Origin of the sequence: Caballeronia calidae, from assembly GCF_900044055.2 — a bacterium.
In the GTDB taxonomy this organism is placed as follows: domain Bacteria; phylum Pseudomonadota; class Gammaproteobacteria; order Burkholderiales; family Burkholderiaceae; genus Caballeronia; species Caballeronia calidae.
This window is the reverse complement of the sequence record NZ_FCOX02000070.1, coordinates 1-17980: the sequence shown is the minus strand read 5'-3', so window position 1 is coordinate 17980 and position 17980 is coordinate 1. Positions and strand designations below refer to the sequence as shown.

19 protein-coding genes are annotated in these 17980 nt (G+C 64.4%); 10 read left to right on the top strand and 9 right to left on the bottom strand.

Annotation, left to right across the window (positions count from 1 at the left end; all coding sequences use genetic code 11):
* Window positions 1–795 (top strand): Imm50 family immunity protein, encoded by a 795-nt coding sequence (locus AWB78_RS48715; protein WP_232478004.1) that lies wholly within the window; start codon window positions 1–3, stop codon window positions 793–795.
* A gap of 474 nt (window positions 796–1269) precedes the next feature.
* Here the strand turns inward: AWB78_RS48715 and AWB78_RS35195 are convergent, their stop codons facing one another.
* The 3 genes from AWB78_RS35195 to AWB78_RS35185 form a co-directional block, all read right to left on the bottom strand.
* A complete protein-coding gene (locus AWB78_RS35195; protein ID WP_062611262.1) occupies window positions 1270–2511 on the bottom strand; it encodes an MFS transporter in 1242 nt (413 codons plus the stop codon).
* 31 nt (window positions 2512–2542) lie between these two features.
* Window positions 2543–3721 carry a hypothetical protein gene (locus AWB78_RS35190; protein ID WP_062611260.1) on the bottom strand — a complete coding sequence of 393 codons (1179 nt, stop codon included), beginning with the start codon at window positions 3719–3721 and terminating at the stop codon, window positions 2543–2545.
* Between the two features lie 172 nt (window positions 3722–3893).
* Entirely contained in the window at window positions 3894–4463 is a 570-nt protein-coding gene (locus AWB78_RS35185) for an ankyrin repeat domain-containing protein (protein WP_062611259.1), read from the bottom strand.
* Between the two features lie 409 nt (window positions 4464–4872).
* On the opposite strand from AWB78_RS35185, the gene AWB78_RS35175 reads away from it, so the two are divergent.
* Window positions 4873–5523, top strand: a complete 651-nt coding sequence (locus AWB78_RS35175; RefSeq protein WP_062611255.1) for a DUF938 domain-containing protein — start codon at window positions 4873–4875, stop codon at window positions 5521–5523.
* A gap of 12 nt (window positions 5524–5535) precedes the next feature.
* On the opposite strand, the gene AWB78_RS35170 is transcribed toward AWB78_RS35175, so the two are convergent.
* Window positions 5536–6465: a DMT family transporter gene (locus AWB78_RS35170; RefSeq protein ID WP_062611253.1), complete on the bottom strand. Its 930-nt coding sequence runs from the start codon at window positions 6463–6465 to the stop codon at window positions 5536–5538.
* Between the two features lie 98 nt (window positions 6466–6563).
* On the opposite strand from AWB78_RS35170, the gene AWB78_RS35165 reads away from it, so the two are divergent.
* The 4 genes from AWB78_RS35165 to AWB78_RS35150 all read left to right on the top strand — a co-directional run bounded on the left by AWB78_RS35165 (window position 6564) and on the right by AWB78_RS35150 (window position 10945).
* Window positions 6564–7484, top strand: coding sequence for a LysR family transcriptional regulator (locus tag AWB78_RS35165; protein WP_062611252.1), 921 nt, complete (start codon window positions 6564–6566; stop codon window positions 7482–7484).
* Window positions 7485–7621: 137 nt separating this feature from the next.
* Window positions 7622–8779 (top strand): Rieske 2Fe-2S domain-containing protein, encoded by a 1158-nt coding sequence (locus AWB78_RS35160; protein WP_062611250.1) that lies wholly within the window; start codon window positions 7622–7624, stop codon window positions 8777–8779.
* 77 nt (window positions 8780–8856) lie between these two features.
* Window positions 8857–9129: a hypothetical protein gene (locus AWB78_RS35155; protein WP_062611248.1), complete on the top strand. Its 273-nt coding sequence runs from the start codon at window positions 8857–8859 to the stop codon at window positions 9127–9129.
* Window positions 9130–9697: 568 nt separating this feature from the next.
* Entirely contained in the window at window positions 9698–10945 is a 1248-nt protein-coding gene (locus AWB78_RS35150) for a porin (RefSeq protein WP_062611246.1), read from the top strand.
* A gap of 92 nt (window positions 10946–11037) precedes the next feature.
* Here AWB78_RS35150 and AWB78_RS35145 read toward each other — a convergent pair whose 3' ends face one another.
* The gene (locus tag AWB78_RS35145) at window positions 11038–11796 is read right to left on the bottom strand and encodes an SDR family NAD(P)-dependent oxidoreductase (RefSeq protein WP_062611244.1); all 759 of its coding nucleotides are present in this window, start codon (window positions 11794–11796) and stop codon (window positions 11038–11040) included.
* 186 nt (window positions 11797–11982) lie between these two features.
* Between AWB78_RS35145 and AWB78_RS35140 the strand changes: the two genes are divergently transcribed.
* Window positions 11983–12369, top strand: coding sequence for a hypothetical protein (locus AWB78_RS35140; RefSeq protein ID WP_062611242.1), 387 nt, complete (start codon window positions 11983–11985; stop codon window positions 12367–12369).
* 68 nt (window positions 12370–12437) lie between these two features.
* Here the strand turns inward: AWB78_RS35140 and AWB78_RS48710 are convergent, their stop codons facing one another.
* From AWB78_RS48710 to AWB78_RS35130, 3 genes are all read right to left on the bottom strand, one after another.
* Complete coding sequence (locus tag AWB78_RS48710) at window positions 12438–12821, bottom strand: hypothetical protein (protein WP_062611240.1); 384 nt, start codon at window positions 12819–12821, stop codon at window positions 12438–12440.
* 42 nt (window positions 12822–12863) lie between these two features.
* Window positions 12864–13208 carry a hypothetical protein gene (locus AWB78_RS48705; RefSeq protein ID WP_062611238.1) on the bottom strand — a complete coding sequence of 115 codons (345 nt, stop codon included), beginning with the start codon at window positions 13206–13208 and terminating at the stop codon, window positions 12864–12866.
* Between the two features lie 147 nt (window positions 13209–13355).
* On the bottom strand, window positions 13356–14402 hold the full coding sequence (locus tag AWB78_RS35130; RefSeq protein WP_062611284.1) for a T6SS phospholipase effector Tle1-like catalytic domain-containing protein: 1047 nt from the start codon (window positions 14400–14402) through the stop codon (window positions 13356–13358).
* Window positions 14403–14683: 281 nt separating this feature from the next.
* On the opposite strand from AWB78_RS35130, the gene AWB78_RS35125 reads away from it, so the two are divergent.
* Both AWB78_RS35125 and AWB78_RS35120 read left to right on the top strand, forming a co-directional pair.
* Entirely contained in the window at window positions 14684–14890 is a 207-nt protein-coding gene (locus AWB78_RS35125; RefSeq protein WP_062611236.1) for a hypothetical protein, read from the top strand.
* A gap of 190 nt (window positions 14891–15080) precedes the next feature.
* The gene (locus tag AWB78_RS35120; RefSeq protein WP_062611234.1) at window positions 15081–16193 is read left to right on the top strand and encodes a hypothetical protein; all 1113 of its coding nucleotides are present in this window, start codon (window positions 15081–15083) and stop codon (window positions 16191–16193) included.
* A 347-nt stretch (window positions 16194–16540) separates the two neighbouring features.
* On the opposite strand, the gene AWB78_RS35115 is transcribed toward AWB78_RS35120, so the two are convergent.
* Window positions 16541–16867, bottom strand: a complete 327-nt coding sequence (locus AWB78_RS35115) for a DUF4148 domain-containing protein (protein WP_062611232.1) — start codon at window positions 16865–16867, stop codon at window positions 16541–16543.
* Between the two features lie 393 nt (window positions 16868–17260).
* On the opposite strand from AWB78_RS35115, the gene AWB78_RS35110 reads away from it, so the two are divergent.
* Entirely contained in the window at window positions 17261–17575 is a 315-nt protein-coding gene (locus AWB78_RS35110) for a DUF4148 domain-containing protein (RefSeq protein ID WP_062611229.1), read from the top strand.
* Window positions 17576–17980 lie beyond the last annotated feature (405 nt).

Below are 17980 nucleotides of genomic sequence, written 5' to 3'. Positions count from 1 at the left end.
ATGCTCAAGCGCTTCGGTGATTCAGGCAGCGGCGGTGCGTTACTCGCGGACGCGCAGCCGTTCGAGTATCAGTCGGAGGCATTGAGCGAGGACGTGACGGAGCTAGCGGCGCGCGGCGTCGGGATGACAGGAAATGAACCCGGTGGATTCCTTCTAAGTCCAAATGGCCTGGATACGGACTTTTTTGACGCTAATGGAAACTTGAGTGCTCAGTATCACGAGAGTCACGGCGAGGCACACCGGCATAACTTCTGGGATGGCAGGCGCGATCCCGCTCATTTACCTATGTCTCCAATACCGAAGCGCCAATCATTGAGAAAGACACCGATGAAAAATGAAACGGAAACTTATGGTTGGGGTCTTGCGAGGAATGGATTTTCGCTTCCGCGAGTTATTGGCTCGTATCCTTCATTCCACGATTCAGCAGTTCAAAGCTTCCTCATGCAGCGAACACGGACATCGCGCCTCGATGACGATGGGCATCCCCTGTTTCCTGGTTGTGAGCGGGATTTCGTCGATCTAACACTCGAAATTCTTCACAATCGGTATGGACCGCAAAATACGGACGGCTGCCCGGACTATGTGGTTGTGGTAAAGCTGATGGAAATAATATCGGGAGAGATCGATATCAACGCGATGATCGAGGAAGCATGGATAAGAGAAATTAAGTTAAGTAGAGAAGACAACGGGCTGATTACCTTCGATCTCAATCCTAATCTTGGTTTGAATATTGTATTAACGTGTCGTGAAGTCGTGATCGACTCAATCAAGCCTTATTATCGACAATTACCTTGACTCGCAAACGTGAATCCAAACTTTGAATCGCAAACATAGGCATCCGCGCCGATTGCGGCTTTTTGTGGAAAAATTTCCAGATTATCGTGGAATCTTAAATGTAGGGTTCCAATGTATTCTGTGGAGCCCGGCGCGTGGTTGCGCTGGAGACAGATCTGGAAGCCTGGCCTACCTAGTACCTCGAAACTGATGGCCGCGCAGCAAAACGAACGGGGCCATGCCCAAATTCCTGATCCACTGCGAGTATCGCGGCAACGCTCCTGGCGGTGGCAAGCCTCAAGTGCTACGAGACAGGGTCGTAGTATCGGTCCGCACATCCGAGGAGGTCGCCAGCATGCTGCAGGCAAGAGGGAATGCGTCGTGCGCTGTCGCCAGAAGCGTTTACACATTCCACATCATGCGCCTTGTCCGTGCGCCCGATGACGCGCACGTCCAACCTGCTCCGGCAATAAGCCCGGACGAGCAAACACCGCCCTAAACCCCCACCGACGGCTTGGCCGGTTCCTCCTTCACCACCTGCGCTCCCCGCGTCTCCGGCATCGCGAGCCAGACCATCAGCACCGCGAGCGCGCCCGCGCCGGCGAGTCCGAAGAAGCTCATCGACGTGCCGAAGCGATCGGCGGCAAATCCCGCCGCAGCCGTGGAAAGCGTCGCACCGACGCCCGCCGCAAGCCCGAAAAACCCGATCGTCAGGTTGTAGTGCCCGCGCCCGCCGGCGACATCGGCGGCAATGAGCGGCAGCATCACGCCGAACACGGCAGCACTGATGCCGTCGAGCATCTGCACCGGCACGAGCAGATACGGGCTGCTCACGCCCGCGAACAGAATCGCCCGTATGGGCAGCGCACAGAAGCCGAGAATCAGCACCGGCCTGCGCCCCCACTTCTGTGCCTGCCGCCCGACCCACGGCGACATCGCCGCGACAATGAACTGCGGCACGATGATGCACGCCGCGATCACGAGTTGGACGTTGTCGCCCATGTGCGCGGTCACTTCGCCGGCGGCCAGATTCAGCATTGCCGCGTTCGACAAGTGAAAGAGCACCACGCACGCCGCGAAAATCAGAAGCCGTCGGTCCTTCAGCAACTCGCGCAGCGATTCGCGCTCTTCGCCCTCGGGCGTGAGCCTCGGCTTGCCGGGTGGCGCGCGCGGTACGACGGGCGGCGCATCGTAGTGGATCATGCGCAGCGCGACGATCGCGGGCAAGGCGAGCGCCGCGGTGAGGAAGAACACCGAGCGCAGCGACAAATACTCGCCGAACGCGCCCATCAATGCCGCGGTCAACGCGCTGCCGATCGACGCCCAGCGCGCATTGCGGCCGAGCCGGTCGCCGAGATCGGCGCGGGAGACGAGGGCGAGCGAGATCGCGGCCATCGCGGGGACGAGCATGCAACTCGCGAAGCCGTGCAGCACTTCGGCCGCGAAAACCGGGATGAACGTCGGGCTCGCGGCGAGCAGGAGCGCGCTCACGATGATCGCGATGATCGCGGAGAGCGCGGCGAACTTCTTGTTGCGCATCGCATCGACGAGCGCGCCTGCCGGCAGCTGGCTCGCCATCGCGCTGATCGTGCCGACGGAAAGCATCAGGCCGATCTCGCCCTGCGTCCACTTGTTGGCCGCGAGGTACGAAGCGATGAAAGGGCCGAAGCCGGTCTGCACGTTGGCGACGAAGAAGTTCAGCCAGTCGAGTGCGCGCAGACTGCGTGCAATTACCATGTCGTGAATCGGTTATCGATGTCGTTATCCGTTATCTGGCGAGGCGCGCACCCGAAGCCGGCGCTTGCGTCGATACGGCGCCGGAAGCCGTCGCGCCCGCCGCTCCCGACGAAGCCGGCGCCGACGCCGCGCTCGCCGTCGATGCCGGCGCGGGCACGACCGGCGACACGATCTTGATCGGCTGCTCGGGCGCGTAGGTCGGCGCGGCCTTCAGCTGCGCGTCGTTGAAATCCATCTGCAGCTGCCACTGCTTGTTGCGCGAGAGCACATGCAGGTCGCCCCAGTTGGCCGCGACATGCCGCTTGTCGCCCGCGAGCGAGCTGGACAGATCGACCACGAGTGCCTGCGGCTGAGCCTGCGAGTCGACGAGCACGTCGACCACGCGGCCGATGCGCGCGCCGTTCTTCTGCGTGACCGTCGCATCGACGAGCGGCACGAGATTGGCCGGCGCCTCGTTGACGGGCTGGGGCTTCGGTACCGGCTCGGCCGGCTTGCCCTTCGCCGGGGGCGGAGGCGGCACGAAGGTGACCGGCGCGGTCTTCGAGTTCGGCGTGAAGCGGAAGGCCGACCACGGGAAGTTGACCTTGCGGTCGCCGACGCCCATGAAGCCCGCGAGATTGACCATCAGGAGCTTCGGCTTCGCGGCTGCATCGATATACATATCCACCGCGCGGCCGACGACCTTGCCTTCAGGACGCTGCACCTCGGCATCGAGCAGGCCGTGCAGTTGCTCGTGCTGCATGATGCGCGTCGAAATGATCTGCGGCGGAGGCGGCGGCTCGGGCGGCTCCGGCGGCGCAGCGATGACCGGCTCGGGCGGCTTCGGCTTGACGACGCGGCGCTTGGGCTTCGGCGCGGGCGCGGGCTTCACGGCCGACGCGGGCTCCGGCGCCTGCACGGCGGGCAGAGGCTCTTCGGGCTCACCGGAGCCGGCTTCATCGGGCGCCGGGATGTACGAATGCTCGACGATCGGCGCAGGCGTCTGCTGCGGTATCAGCCCGCACGCGGAAAGCGCGAACGCGGCGGCGATCGAAAGGCTCGCGGTGAGACGCAGCGCGCGCAAGGCGTGCGTCACGGCGACGACGAGCGCGGCCGCCTGCAGAATCAGGCGCGCGACGGCACTGAAGGCGCCATTCGCCCGGCGCGCGCCCCCGAGCGCGTGAGGGCCGATCGGCGACGCATCACCCCGATGCGGGGAACCGCCTGTCATCGCAAAAGCTCCATGGTTCCGGGTCACCTGCTTGTCTGTTCGTTGTTGGATTGGTGTTGGTCAGATCGCTTCGACGCGCACGACGCGCCGTTCGTTCAGCGGATTGCATCATGCATGCAAGAAACATCATGGAGCGATGCGACCGCGCCCATGATGATCCAGCCCGATAGCCTCACACGCCCGGCGGGCGCGTACGCGAGTTCGCCGCTTGCGCGAGCCGTGCGGCGGTGTCCGGCGCGCCCATCTTCTCGGCTGCGTCACGCGCGCGGAAGCCGCCGGCATCGCGCGCTTCGGGATCGGCGCCGCGCGCGATCAGCAACTCGACGATCTCCACGCGGTTGAACATCGCCGCGATCATCAGCGCCGTGCGGCCGTCCGGCGATGCGCCCTCGACATCGGCGCCATGATCGAGCAACGTTTCGATCACGTCTGCGAAGCCCTTGAACGCGGCGCCCGCGATCGGCGTCTGGCCGTTGTCGTTGCGCAGGTTCGGATCGGCCTTGTGTTCGAGCAGCACACGCACGGCGTCGGCGTGGCCGTGGTAGCTCGCGAGCATCACGAGGCTGTCGCCCTTGTCGTTGCGCAGATTGGGCGGCAGGCCTTTGACGAGCAGCGCATCGAGCATCGTGGCGTCGCCGCGGCGGGCGACATCGAACACTTCGCTCGCGAACGCGATCATGTCGTCGTCGGGGCCGTCGTTCGATTGCGCCGGCGGCGGGTTCCGGTTCGGGTCGTACTGCATGATTCACTCCGTTTCGATCGCGCCGCGTGCGCGGTCCTGAGTTGTCGGGATGCATTCGGCGTCGCGCCCGGTGTCGTGTCGCGGCGATGGTCTGCATGCGTTTCGAATGCATTCCATCTGGCATTCGAAATGCAATATGCGTGCATGCAAAATGCAGATGCGGACGCGGGATCAACCGGGAGCATACACAGGTTTGCTTGCAGGCCGCGTATTCCGCACGGCGCGACAGCGCGACGAGAGCACGGCAAGCGCCGAAGCCGTAGCAAGGGCAGGCAGCACGGGCAGCACGAATCGCGCCACGCCGATAAGCGTTCGCATGATCGAAGCATCGTGCTTGACGCTTCGTCGTGCGTCCCATTAGGCTCGACGCGACTTTCGCCATTCACACGCGCGCACGCGCCATTCGCATATGAATTCAGCCTCGTCCCGCTCCGACGACGACACGCCACTTCCCAACGCCGCCGTGCGTCGCCGCGCACCCGCCGCCGAACGCAATCGCGATGCGATCCTGGCGGTCCTCGCGCGCGTGCTGCCGCAAAGCGGCGTCGTGCTGGAGATCGCGAGCGGCACCGGACAGCACGCCGTGCACTGCGCGGCCGCGCTGCCGGGCATCGTGTGGCAGCCGAGCGATCCCGATGCGAACGCGCGCGATTCCATCGCCGCATGGCGCGCTCACGCCGGACTCGCGAACCTGAACGCGCCGCTCGCGCTCGATGTGCTGAGCGACGACTGGGGCATCGCGAACATGGCGGCCATCGTGTGCATCAACATGATCCACATCGCGCCCTGGGCCGCGGCCGAAGCGCTGTTTCGCGGCGCGGGCGCGCGACTGGACGCGGGGGGCGTACTGTACCTGTACGGGCCGTATCGACGCAACGGCGCACACACCGCGCCGAGCAACGAAGCCTTCGATCAGCAACTCCGCGCGACCGATCCGCGCTGGGGCGTGCGCGACATGGAGGCAGTCGAGGCGCTCGGACAGAAAGCCGGCTTGACGCTCGTGGAGACCGTCGCGATGCCGGCCAACAACTTCAGTCTCGTGTTCAAGAAGACCGTGTAGCGGCCGCCGCCGTCACGCTTCGCCCGGACGCGCCGCGAACATGCCGCGCCACGGCACGGTCGCCATCAGCGAGGCCGCGACGATCATTCCGCCGCCGATCCAGCCCGCCGTCGAGACATGCTCGCCGAGCCACGCGCTCGCGAAGAGCGCGCCGAAGGCGGGCTCGCTGCCCATCAGGAGCGAGACGCGCGTCGGACTGCTGCGGCCGATCGCGTAGTTCTGCGCGAAGAAAGCGAAGAGGGTGCACGCGCCCACGAGATAGAGCACCGAGCCCCAGAACATCCCGTGACCGGCGAGCGCGGGCAGCGGCTGCCATTGCGACGGCGCGAAGAGCAAGGCGATCGCCGCGCTCCCCGATGCCACGACGCCCGCCTGCACCGCCGTCACGGTGAGCGCGGGCAGGGGCGCCGCACGCAGCACGCGCTTGGTCACGCAGACCGAGAGCGCGCGCAGCACGGCGGCGGCGAGGATCAGTCCATCGCCGAAATTGAAGTCGAAGGACAGGGCGCCGTCGCCCGCGAGCAGCCACGCGCCCGCGAACGACACGCCGACGGCGAGCCACTCCGCCGCGCCGGGCCGGCGCCTAAGAAGCGCCCATTCGACGAGCGGCGTCAGCACGACGCACAGGCTGATGAGAAACGCGGCGTTCGCGGCGCGCGTGTGCAGCACGCCGAAGGTCTCGGCGAGGAAGATCGCCAGCAGCAACAGGCCGAGGACGAGCACGCCGCGCAGCGTCGATGCGCTCGCGCGCCGCAGATGCCGCAGGTTCGACGCGAGCAGGCAGAAGGTGATGCCGAAGCGCAGCGCGAGCAGCGCCAGCACGGGATAGAACGCGAGCGCGTTCTTGACGATGCCGTAGCTGCTGCCCCAGACCATCGCGACGAGGAACAGCAGCAAATCGGAAACAGGAAGCAGGCGTTGGGCGGACGATTCGGTTGTCATGTGGCGGCTCCGTTTGCGAGGGAGCCGTCATTGTCGAATGATGCGGTCGACGCGATAATCGGGTTCCGATGCACAGCCTTGTTGTCGCGAATGCACAAATGAACCCAGCCGATCTTTTCGACCTGATGCCGGACATGGCCGTGTTCGCGCGCGTCGTCGATGCGGGCAACTTCTCGGTCGCGGCGCGGCAACTGGGGAGCACGCCATCGACCGTCAGCCGGCGAATCAAGCGTCTCGAAGAGGCGCTCGGCACGCGCCTGCTCGAGCGCTCGACGCGCAAGGTCCGCGTGACCGAATCGGGGCAGGACGTTTATCGGCATTGCCGCGACATGGCGGCGGCCGCATCGGGCGCGGTCGATGCGGCCGGACAGTCGTCGGGCAGGCCGCAGGGGCGCGTCGCGCTGTCGGCGCCGACCGCTTACGCGAAATCGGTGATTCATCCGCTCGTGCCGGCGTTTCTCGCCGCGTATCCGGATGTCGATCTGCAACTCGTCTTCACCGATCACGACATCGATCCGCTCGAAAGCGATGTCGATCTCGTCATCCGCGCGACCAGTCATCCGCCGCAGGGGCTCGCCGCGCGGCCGCTCGGGCGCGTGCGCTGGCTGCTGTGCGCATCGGCGGAATATTTGCGTGAGCGCGGCGCGCCGGCCCATCCGCGCGAGCTCGCGCGTCACGACTGCATCCATCTGGGCGAAACCGCCGACGACAACCGCTGGCGCTTCACCCGACGCGGCGAGTCGGTGACGGTCGCGGTGCGCGGGCGCTATATCGCCAATCACGCGGGCGCGCGGCTCGAAGCGGCCGAAGGCGGGCTCGGCATCGCGGCGCTGCCGGAATTCGCCGCCCGCGATGCGCTCGGGTCGGGCAGCGTGCAAGCCGTGCTCGCCGACTGGGACATGCAGGCGCGCGCGTATCAGGGGCCGGTGTGGCTGCTCTATCCGCCGAACCGCTTTCTGCCGCCGAAGGTGCGGGCGCTGATCGATCATCTGCACGCGCATCTCGGAGAGCACGCGTGACGCCTGCGCGCGAAGGCAGTCGCGGCAATTCAGCGGCTACCGAAATATTGGACGCCGTGTAGACTGCGAATGGTCGTTCATTGCATCGCAGGTGGACGCGGTGCGCCATCCGATCTCCTTTCACGGAGGCGTCGTACATGCACGCAGCGTTGCCCGAAGGCGGGCGGGAAGCCGGTTCCACCGACATATCGACCAAGCCGCCGCGCGATCTGCGCCGCGTCGACATCCACCCCGATCACTGGTATCCGCTCGCATGGTCGCGCGAAGTCAAACGCGGCAAGGCGCACGGCGTTCGCTTCGCGGGCGATCCGATCGTGCTCGTGCGCACTGCATCGGGCAAGGTGTTCGCGCTGGAGGACCGCTGCGCGCATCGGCAGGTGCCGCTGTCGGCGGGTGTCGTCGACGGTGAATCGATCCGCTGCTGCTATCACGGCTGGACCTACGACTGCACCGGCCGCTGCACCGACATTCCCTATCTCGGCCGCGAGCGCCTGCCCAACGGCGTGCGCGCGTATCCGTGCCGCGAGTCGGGCGGGCTCGTCTTCGTGTTCATCGGCAATCCGGCGCGCGCGCAGGAGGCGAAGTTTCCCGAGTTCGGCGCGGTCACCGATCGTGCGTACAAGACGCGCCGCTTCGGCGGCGAAGTGAAGTGCCACTACACCTTCATGCACGAGAACCTGATGGACATGAACCATCAGTTTCTGCATCGGCGGCAGATGGGCAACATGCGCGCGCGCTCGCTCGGCAGACGGCGCGGCGAGGACTGGATCGAGGTCGACTACACGTTCGCGCGCGAGGCGGGTACACAGCCGATCGGCGAGGCGCTCGTTTTCGGGCAGAAGCGCGGCACGAAGCCGGATGAAGGCCACAAGGACGTGATGACGATCCGCACGGACTATCCGTATCAGACGCTCAAGATCCGCACGAAGGACGACACGATGGTGATGGACCTGTGGATCGCCTACGTGCCGCTCGATGCCGAGCAGCGCACGAACCGCACCTTCGGTCTCTTGTCGATCCGCCGCCCGAAGATTCCGCTCGTGCTCGATGCCGCCTGGCCGCTGCTCGTGTGGTTTACCGAGCGCATCTTCACGGAGGACCGATGGATCGTCGAGCGCGAGCAGGAGGCGCATGACCGGCAGGGCGCGGACCACAATCACGAGGTCTTTCCGGTGATCAACGAGTTGCGCGCGCTGCTGATGGAGCATGGCGTGCCGCACGGCACGGGCAAAGGCGCAGCCGACACGCGGCGCGTGCATTTCATTCAGCCGGTGGAAGAGCTGCCGGCTTCGTGACGTGCATGCACCCGGTTGCACGCGCCGCGCCGTGGCGCTATACAGGAAGCAGAGACCACCTACGGAGGACCATCATCATGAACAGCGACCCGACCGAGCCGCGCGACGACGCATCGGATATCGGAGAAGCGCATCCCGAAGTCGAGCACTTCGACGCGGCCATTTCGCACGTCGACGAGTCCTATGCCGCGGGCAAGATGGCGGCGGGGGCGGCTAAGGGCATCCTCTACAGCATCATCGAGACGCTCGGCACGCTCGTCGGCGACCCGGACTTGCCCGCGCATGCCCGCTCGGGCTACGAAGGTCTGATCGAGACCGCGCGCGAGGTGCGAGCGAAGATCGAGCACTGACGCGTTCATGGGGCGGCGCACGTTTGCGGCGAGTTCGCCCTGTCAGATTCGCGTCTGCGCACCGTTGGGTAATTTACGAAAACCTTTCGTGCGCAGACGCTTTTCATTCGCCAGAAAAAACTTCGCCGCGTCATCCGGCAATACTCCTCCAGTCCGCACGGACCGGGCTCTCATCTCACCCCAATAAACGCCCGGCCGCCTTGCAGCGCAACACGCGCGGCGGCCTTGTGCGGCGCATCGGTGCGTAGATCAGCGACGCCCACGCCGCCGCTCGCACCTGTCCGGCACGCTATCGTCCAGCCTTTCCGATGCCGCATTCGCGCCATTCGATCGTCAGCTAAATGTCAGCTTCCTGACCGGTTGCCGAATATCCGCACGGCAGCAAATACTGGTTAACCAGACAGTGAAAAAAAACGACACCGAACACCAGCTTTCTTTCGCATTCTGTCTGTAAGCCATACACTTGCCAGCGATAAAAGTTACGAGTTGAAACATATCGTCGTTGCCATCGCGGCACCGGTTCCAGTACTCGCAAAGAAGTAATTCGCCCACCGCTTGAGGAGAAAAAATGAAGGGTTTCACGATGACCAAGGCCGCTGTCGTCGCAGCCACGGCGTTCGCAGCCGCGGCGCCGGCGTTCGCGCAGAGCAGCGTGACGCTGTACGGTATCGTCGACGATTCGCTCGTCTATCAGAGCAGCCAGACGAACCTGGCAAAGACGACCCCGGGCCGCCACAACATCAAGATGGCGTCGGGCATCTGGGCGGGCAGCCGTTTCGGCCTGAAGGGCGCTGAAGATCTGGGCGGCGGCACGAAGGCCATCTTCCAGTTGGAATCGGGCTTCGACATCAATAGCGGCGGCCAGCAGTTCAGCAACGCGATGTTCGGCCGCCAGGCATGGGTCGGTGTGACGAATGGCGCCTACGGTACGTTGACCTTGGGCCGCCAGTACACCTCGTACTACACGCTGCTCTCGCCGTATAGCCCGACGAACTGGCTGACGGGCTACTTCGGCGCGCACCCGGGCGACGTGGACGGTCTGGATACCATCTACCGCGCGAACAACTCGGTCGTGTACACGTCGCCGAAGATGTACGGCTTCACGGTGAGCGGCTCGTACTCGCTCGCAGGCGTGCCCGACAGCGTCTACCAGGGCTCGACCTGGTCGGCGGCGCTCCAGTATCAGCAAGGCCCGATCGGCGGTGCGGTGGCGTTCTCGCGCATCAACAACGCGGCCAACGGCGGCGGCATCTACAGCGGTCAGTCGACCACCATCAACAACACGGCAGCGACCGACGGTTCGGGCCAGCCGGGCGTGTCGGCGGTGACGGCTGGCTACCAGCGTGCGCAGGCGCAGCAGCGCTTCGCGGTTGCAGGCGGCTACCAGTTCAACAGCGCGTGGGACATCTCGGTCACGTACACGAACGTTCAGTACATTCCGGGCGTGAACTCGCTGTTCACCGACGAAGCCGTGTTCAATACGGCCGGCACGGTGCTGCACTGGAAGGCGACGTCGGCATGGGACTTCGCGGCGGGCTACAGCTACACGTGGGCCAGCAAGGCGAACGGCATCAACGATGCAGCTTCGTACCACCAGTTCAACCTCTCGCAGTACTACTCGCTCTCGAAGCGCACGGGCCTGTACGCACTCGAAGCGTTCCAGCGCGCGAACGGCAACACGCTGGCTGTTCCGTCGGGCACGACGCAAAACCGTCAGACCGCGGCCAATGCAACCATCGGCGATGGCTTCCAGAGCGCGCCGTCGGCATCGCGCAGCATGTTCGCGGCAGGCGTGGGTATCATCCACCGCTTCTAAGCGACGCTACGCGGCATTACGCCAGCAGCATGAAACCGGACGCCTCGGCGTCCGGTTTTTTTTTTGCGCCTTAGCCTCGACCGGGCGACGCGTCAGATGAACATCCCGCCCGACACCTCGACGCGCTGCGCCGTCATCCAGCGGTTGCCCTCCGACAGCATCGCCGCGATCGCGCCGCCGATGTCGTCCGGCACGCCCGCGCGTCCGAGCGCCGTGTTGTCCGCGATGAACTGATTGGTGTCGTGATCGTCGCGCACGACGCCGCCGCCGAAGTCCGTCTCGATCGCCCCCGGCGCGATCGTGTTGACGGTAATCCCGTGCGGCCCGAGCTCCTTCGCGAGATAGCGCGTGAGCACCTCGATGCCGCCTTTCATCACGGCATACGCCGCGAAACCCGGCAGCGCGAAACGCGTGAGTCCGCTCGACACGTTGACGATGGCGCCTTCCTCGTGGAGATAGGGCAGCAACGTCTGCGTCAGAAAGAACGGACCCTTCAGTTGGACATTGACGAGCTCGTCGAACTGCTCGGGCGTCGTATCGATGAACGGCGCATGAATGCCGATGCCCGCGTTGTTCACGAGAAAGTCGAAGTTCTCGCGCTCGAACGTGTCTTCGAGCGTCTTGCAAAGCGCATCGGCGAAGGCGCCGAAGGTGTCGCACCGGGCGATGTCGAGCTCGAGCACGGCCGCCTGGCCGCCGGCTTTCGCGATTTCGTCGACGAGGGTTCGCGCGGCCTCCGCATTGCGGTTGTACGTGCCGATCACGCCGGCGCCCATCGCGCCGAGCTTCAACGCTGCGTTGCGGCCGAGTCCGCGGCTCGCGCCGGTGATGACCGCGACCTTGCCGCGCATGGTTCCATCCGCTTTTGCATTCACGGTGACTGCTCCTGTCATTGCGTGGGCGATGCTTCACTGTAGGACGGCACGCCGCGCGCGGGAAAGGCGCAGCGATGCTGCATCGCACAGACGGCGGGCGCGGCCCTTGCTGCGTTGCGTGTGACAGCTTTTCGACCGATGCACTCACCGGAGAACCGCACCATGGCCAATCGTGGAAGCAAGGAGAGCCATCCCGAGCAGCCCGCGCGCCTCGAACGCCCGTTCAGGCTTTTCGCGGTGGAGCAGCGCGTGCTTGCGCAGAATGTCGACGGCAAGGTGATCGACATCGGCGGGATGGATTCGAAGAACGGGCAGTTCTGCGCCTGCATGGATTCGGGCGACATCACGACCGAGCCGAAACGCAGCGCCGAGCTGGCGCTGAAGGCGCTAGTCGGCAAGCTCTCGTTCGACTATCTCGACGGTCTCTTCACGAGCGAGCGCGAGGCCGAAGTGAGCGGGCGCCTGCAGGACTATCCCAACGTCGAATTCGAGCTCGACGAAACCCTGCCGCGCGACATGAGCGAGCGCACGCCGCCGCATCTCTTCTGAGCGCCCGGCGGCAGCGCGCTTTTCGCGGCGGGTCGCGCGACGGACGGAGCGTTGCGCGCGCGCGGGATTCAGGGCGCTGCGGGCGGATCGACGCGCTGCGCAAACATCGCGCCGGCGAGCCTGTCGACGAAAAAGAACTTGTCAGATGCAGAGCCCGCGACGGATGCGATCGCGAGCGGCGATGCATCTTGCCGCCTTCGGGCAGCCTGCTGAATAGCCCGATCGAAATTCCGACGATGATCGCGCTCGTCACATGCGCGCGGTTCGCGACCTTCGAATGCTCTGGATGGAACGTGCTGCCCGACGAATCGGCGGAAAGCTGTCGCAAGATCGCGCGCACGCGCCGAGCCACGCGTAGAGCACGGGCAGAGCAGAAAGCCCGTCACCGCGCCGACGACCGACAGGATGATGTCGTTCGCATAGAGCGCCATCGCGAGGATGTCCTGATACACCGCGGTCTTCTGAAAGCCCTGTCCAACTGCATCGAGATCGGTCTACGCATGCTTGTCGCGCGGCTCGGTGTTGGGCCTGACAAGCAGCGACAGCGTGATTTCGAGCACCTTGCGCGCGACCGCCGGATTGCATTGCCGGCCGCCGCTCCCGAACTGGCCGCGATAGTACTTCGGCGCATGCGACGTGCGATACGCGCCCTGGACGTCGAGCGCGTTCTCCTGGCGTTGCGGGGCGCCGTGTAGGGACTGCGGATTGCGCCGAGGCCGACGCTCGTCGTGAACGCGCTGATGCGCGACACGATGCCGGTCTCCCTCGGGTCCGGGGAAGCATGGGCTGCGGGCGGACGTCGAGGCCGTTTCGTGCGCGTTGGGCAGTTGGTTTCGCATGCAACTAAGCGCGCTTCATTCAAGGCGATGCGCGACAGGACGCGATTCCTTTGCATTGCCCAACTTTGGCAAGCGAATGCGCAGGCATCGCCTTTTCGACGACGCATGCGCGTAGCCGCGCACACATCGCAAGGGCGGATTCCTGATCTACGTCCCGACCGGCAGCGCCTTCAACTGAGCGACGAGCGCGGGATACATGTCGAGAAAGCCGGCGGTCCCGAGGCGCTGGAGCAGACTCGGGTCGATCGTCTCGTTGAGCGCGGTGCCCGCCATGCGCGGCTCTTTCTTGCATACCGCCTGCAGGAAAGGGTGATGCGCGGTGAACTCGCTGTACGAATCGATCGGCTGTGATTGAAACGCCTGCGGCGGAATCGCGATGGGCTGGTCGATCGAAAGGCCTCTCTGCGCCGCCTTCTGACGCAGCCATTCTGCGGGAATGAGCGGCAGCAGGTCCTCGGGCGTGCGCGGCGGCGTCACATAGCCGCCTCCGACGTTCGCATGCGCGCCCGCGAACCAGCGCTGCTCGAGCGGCTGATCGGCGGGGCGCGTCTCAGCGCCGGGCGTCCACAAGGTCGGCTTGTAGAGCGAGCGGAATTCGTTCGCCGCGATCGCGTGATAAGCGGCCTTCGTGCTGTTGGAGAGCGTCGTGTCGTGAAACTTGTAATAGCTCGAAAAGCCCGGCACCGGCAGGCCGTCGAGCGGAATGCCGAGCTCGCCGACGGTATCCCATACGCCGATGAACGCGACATCCACTTCGCGCGCGAACTGCCTCCGAAAATCGACGACCGATTGATCCGACGGTCCGACGTCCTTGTCGCGATAGATGCCGTACGCCTGATCGATCGACTCCGGACTCCAGTCGTTCGCGAGCCCGCATTTGCGGATCAGTCCGGCGAGGCTGCGCGCGGAATACGCGCCGCGGCTGAAGCCGAAGATGTAGATCTTCGCATCCGGCTTGTAGCGCTGACACAACCACGCATAGCCGCTCTTGATGTTGGCGCTCAGGCCGTCGCCGAATGCACCGCCGAGGAATTTGTTGGCGAGGGAAAAGAGCCCCTTGTCCTGCGTGCCGACGCCGGCTACATACAAGGTTTCCTGCTGGTCGGTCTCGGGCGCGAGCTTGTAGAGGAGATAGGCGTTGGTGCGGTCGTTGGGCTCGTTCCACGTGCCGTCGAAGAAGATGGCGAGGTTCATGAGCGCGGGTCCTCCGTGGTCTTTCAGGCTGTCCGGCGCCGGCATGACAACAGGACGCCTCGAAGTAAGGAATAGGAGATCGGAAGAGGGTGTGCAAGGGCGCGAACGTGCAAAGTGCCGCTCATATGGGGGCACGCTGGATTTTGGCGGAAAGACGAGGGTGCTGACGGACTTGCCACCGCCATGGCGCGAGCGCGCGCCGCGCAGCTTTCACGGCGATGTGCCATCCTAGTCGGGCGGCCGGCATTGGGGGTCGGCCGCGCTCAATCGCGGGGTGAATCATGAGAAGAACGCCTTTCGCCACGGTCATCGTCCTCACTGCGGCAACGCTTGCCGCACCGGCTTTCGCACGCGAAGATGGTCCGCGCTTCGCGCAGGACCGGCTCGATGCGCTCGTCGCCCAGCACAAGGAAGCGAGCCGGCATATCGCTCAGGCACCCGCGCAGGAGAAACGTGCGCAGTCGAAAGCGCAGCACGGCGCTTCGTGATCTGAACTCACTCGCGACCTGACGGGAACGTCGGGTCGTGACGTCTGCAACGCGCCGGCGTGCAATGCGCCGGATGGGGGCGCTCGCCTTCATCGATCGATTCTCGCCCAAGGTATGAAATTTGCGGCTGCGGCCCGGGTGTTCCGCGGCCGCGCGCCGACGATCCTCCTTATCACCTTCACTCAGAGCCATGACAAGGAAAGCCTTATCGATCGCCATTCTCTCCGTCTCCTTTCTCGCAGCGGGCTGCGCGGGCATCGGCCCGAGCCGCCTGAAAGCGGATCAGGTGGATTACGCCCGCGCCCTCGGCGATGCGAAGAAGCGTGAAATTCTTGCAGCGATTGTCGGATTGCGCTTCGCGGACGCGCCGTCGTTCCTTACCGTGAGCAGCATCATCGCGGCCTATACGTTCGATACGACCGGCGGCGTCAATCTCAATGCGGGATCGGGCGCGCAGCCGAACTACGCGCTCGCGACGGGCAGTGTCTCCTATTCGAACCATCCGACCTTCACGTTCACGCCGACCACCGGCGACGCCTACGCGAGCGCGTATATTCGTCCGCTTTCGCCGACGCTCGTGATGCCGCTCGCCGAAAGCGGCATCCCGATCGACTTGCTGCTGCGCATCACCGCGCAGTCGATCAGCGGCTTGCAGAACGGCACGGCGCTGGGCGGGCCGAACGCGTCGGGGTCGCCCGAGTTCTTCCAGCTGTTGCGGGCGCTGCGCAGGCTGCAACTCGCGGGCGAGCTGAACATCGAATCGCGCAATACCGATGACAAGGCCGGCAAGAACGACAAGAGCAGCAAGATCAACAATGCCGACAAGGGCGGTGTCTTCATCACGCTCGGCGCGACGCGCAGCGGGTCGAACAAGGCTGTCGTGGACGATCTCACGCTCGTGAGAAGGCTCCTGCATCTCTCGCCGAAGATGAAGACCTACGAGATCGTCTATGGGCAATCGGCGGATCATGACCGCATCCCGATGGTCACGCGCTCGGTGCTCGGCATCCTCACCGATCTCGGCGCGCAGATCGCGGTTCCGGACGAGCAGGTGGGCAGCGGCGCGACCCAGCCGAGCATCGGGCTGATCGGCGGCGAGACGCGGCCGACCATCATCGTGAAGGTGGGCGCGAAGGTGCCGCAGGACGCCTACGTGAGCGTGCTCTACGACAGGGCGAACTACTGGATCGATCGCGGCGACTTCGATTCGAAATACGCGTTCACGGTCGTGCAGAACCTCATGGCGCTCGCGGAAGTCACGGACACGGCGAAGTCGCCGGTGGTGACGATACCGGCGAACTAACACTAACGGCATCGGGCGCGTCGCGGTCCTTCTTTTTCTTTCTTCGATGAAGGGCCGATGGCAGACATCACGAGCGCGCTGCTCCGACGCGGTCGAATGGCTCCAGGTGTGGAACGCTGCGCGACGCTATCTCGAAACGGCCGGCGTGCGATCCGAAGCGATGGCGCTGGCCCGAGGTCCAAACGCCGCTGTTCACTCGTATTGCATCAAACATGCGGAATGCAAAATGCCATCGGGCATAGAGCATTTCGCATGCAAAACGCAAAAGGCGACATCGCGCGAATGTCGCCTTTTTGCTTTGCATCCGATATGCATCGGCTGGTACTGCTGTTGGCTTGCTTGTCGACTTACTGGCCGAAGTACGTGCCGAGCGTGCGCGGCTGAGCGCCCGTCGTGCGGCCCGACTGCGACGAGCCCGTGGCGACGGAGCCGTAGTCGCTCGATTGCGTCGGCGCTTGCGCAAGGGTTTGCGCACTTACGCGCGTTTCCGCAGCCTGAATGTTCGACGGATACGACGGATCGCTGATGTTCGGGTTGTAGCCGGCCTTTTCGAGTTGCACCAGTTCGGCGCGCACCTGAGCGCGGGTGATCGGCGCATCCGATTGTTGCGCGAACGACAGGGCGGGAACGGCGAGCGCAGCGGCGACGGCGACTGCGGAAATGAACGTCTTCATGGTGACAACCTCCGATTCGGATTTCTGATGATGCTGCCGGCTTCGTGTTAAGCAGCTTGTGAACGGAGTGTAAAGACGCGTCCTCCGAAGATCATTCTCGTTTCCGTTGAATGATCTTTGTCGGAATGGGAATAATCGCGTTCGTACGTTGTTGCGTCGCGCGAAGATGGCTGTGTGGGGCGAGTGCGGCAGGCCGTTCTGTCGTGTCAGTGATGTCGCGTCGCAATATGGCACGCGCTGGGTAGGCGCTGTTTCTTACTGATTTCGCAAAGATTCTTCACTGTTCCGGCGAATGATCATTCGCGGCTGTGCACCTACACTTCCGGTCGTCCGCCCTGCATCGCTCCGATCTTCAAGCGCGCCGGGCTCCATGGAAAACAGGGAGAGTCGATCATGAAATCGTGGGTCAATGGCGTTATCGCAGTCGTAGTCTTGTCGGCACCGCTTGCCTCGTTTGCGCAATCGAGCGCGCCGGTGAGCCGTGCCGATGTTCGTGCCGAACTCGTTCAAGTCGAGAAGGCCGGTTACTCGCCCGCCGCGGAAGACGCGACTTATCCGGCGAAGCTGCAGGCCGCTGAAGCGCGTGTCGCCGATGTGCGCCTCGCTCAGGCGCAAGCGGAAGGGTACGGCGCATCGACCGGCGCGGCGTCTCAGTCGGGCCGCGCGAGCAAGCGCATCGATCCGCAAGGCGTGTTCTTCGGTCAGTGAAGCGGTAGAAGTATCGAGGGAATGACCGTGGTGACGTGACGCGCGACCGAGCGCGCGATGGTTCATTGCATACAAAACTCGAAATGCGCTTCCCGGCGCGATGATCGCGAACGTGAAGCAACCTCCGCCGCCGGATACCGGTGGTTTTGCCCAGTCCGTTGTACGGCTGGGCTTTTTTGCGTCCATCGTTTTTCGCGGCGAGGCTCGATTTTCGGGTTAACGCGATGCTATTTAGCCTGAGATAGTTGCATGTAAAATTAATCAACCGTCCGGTCGGTTAATAGTTATACTCGCTCCATCGCATCTCAAAAAGGACGGCGGAGCCCCGCATGTACACCCAATCCCTCGACCTCCCGAGCCCCACACAAGCAGCCGACGCGCCCACCGCCGCGTCCTCCCCCGAGC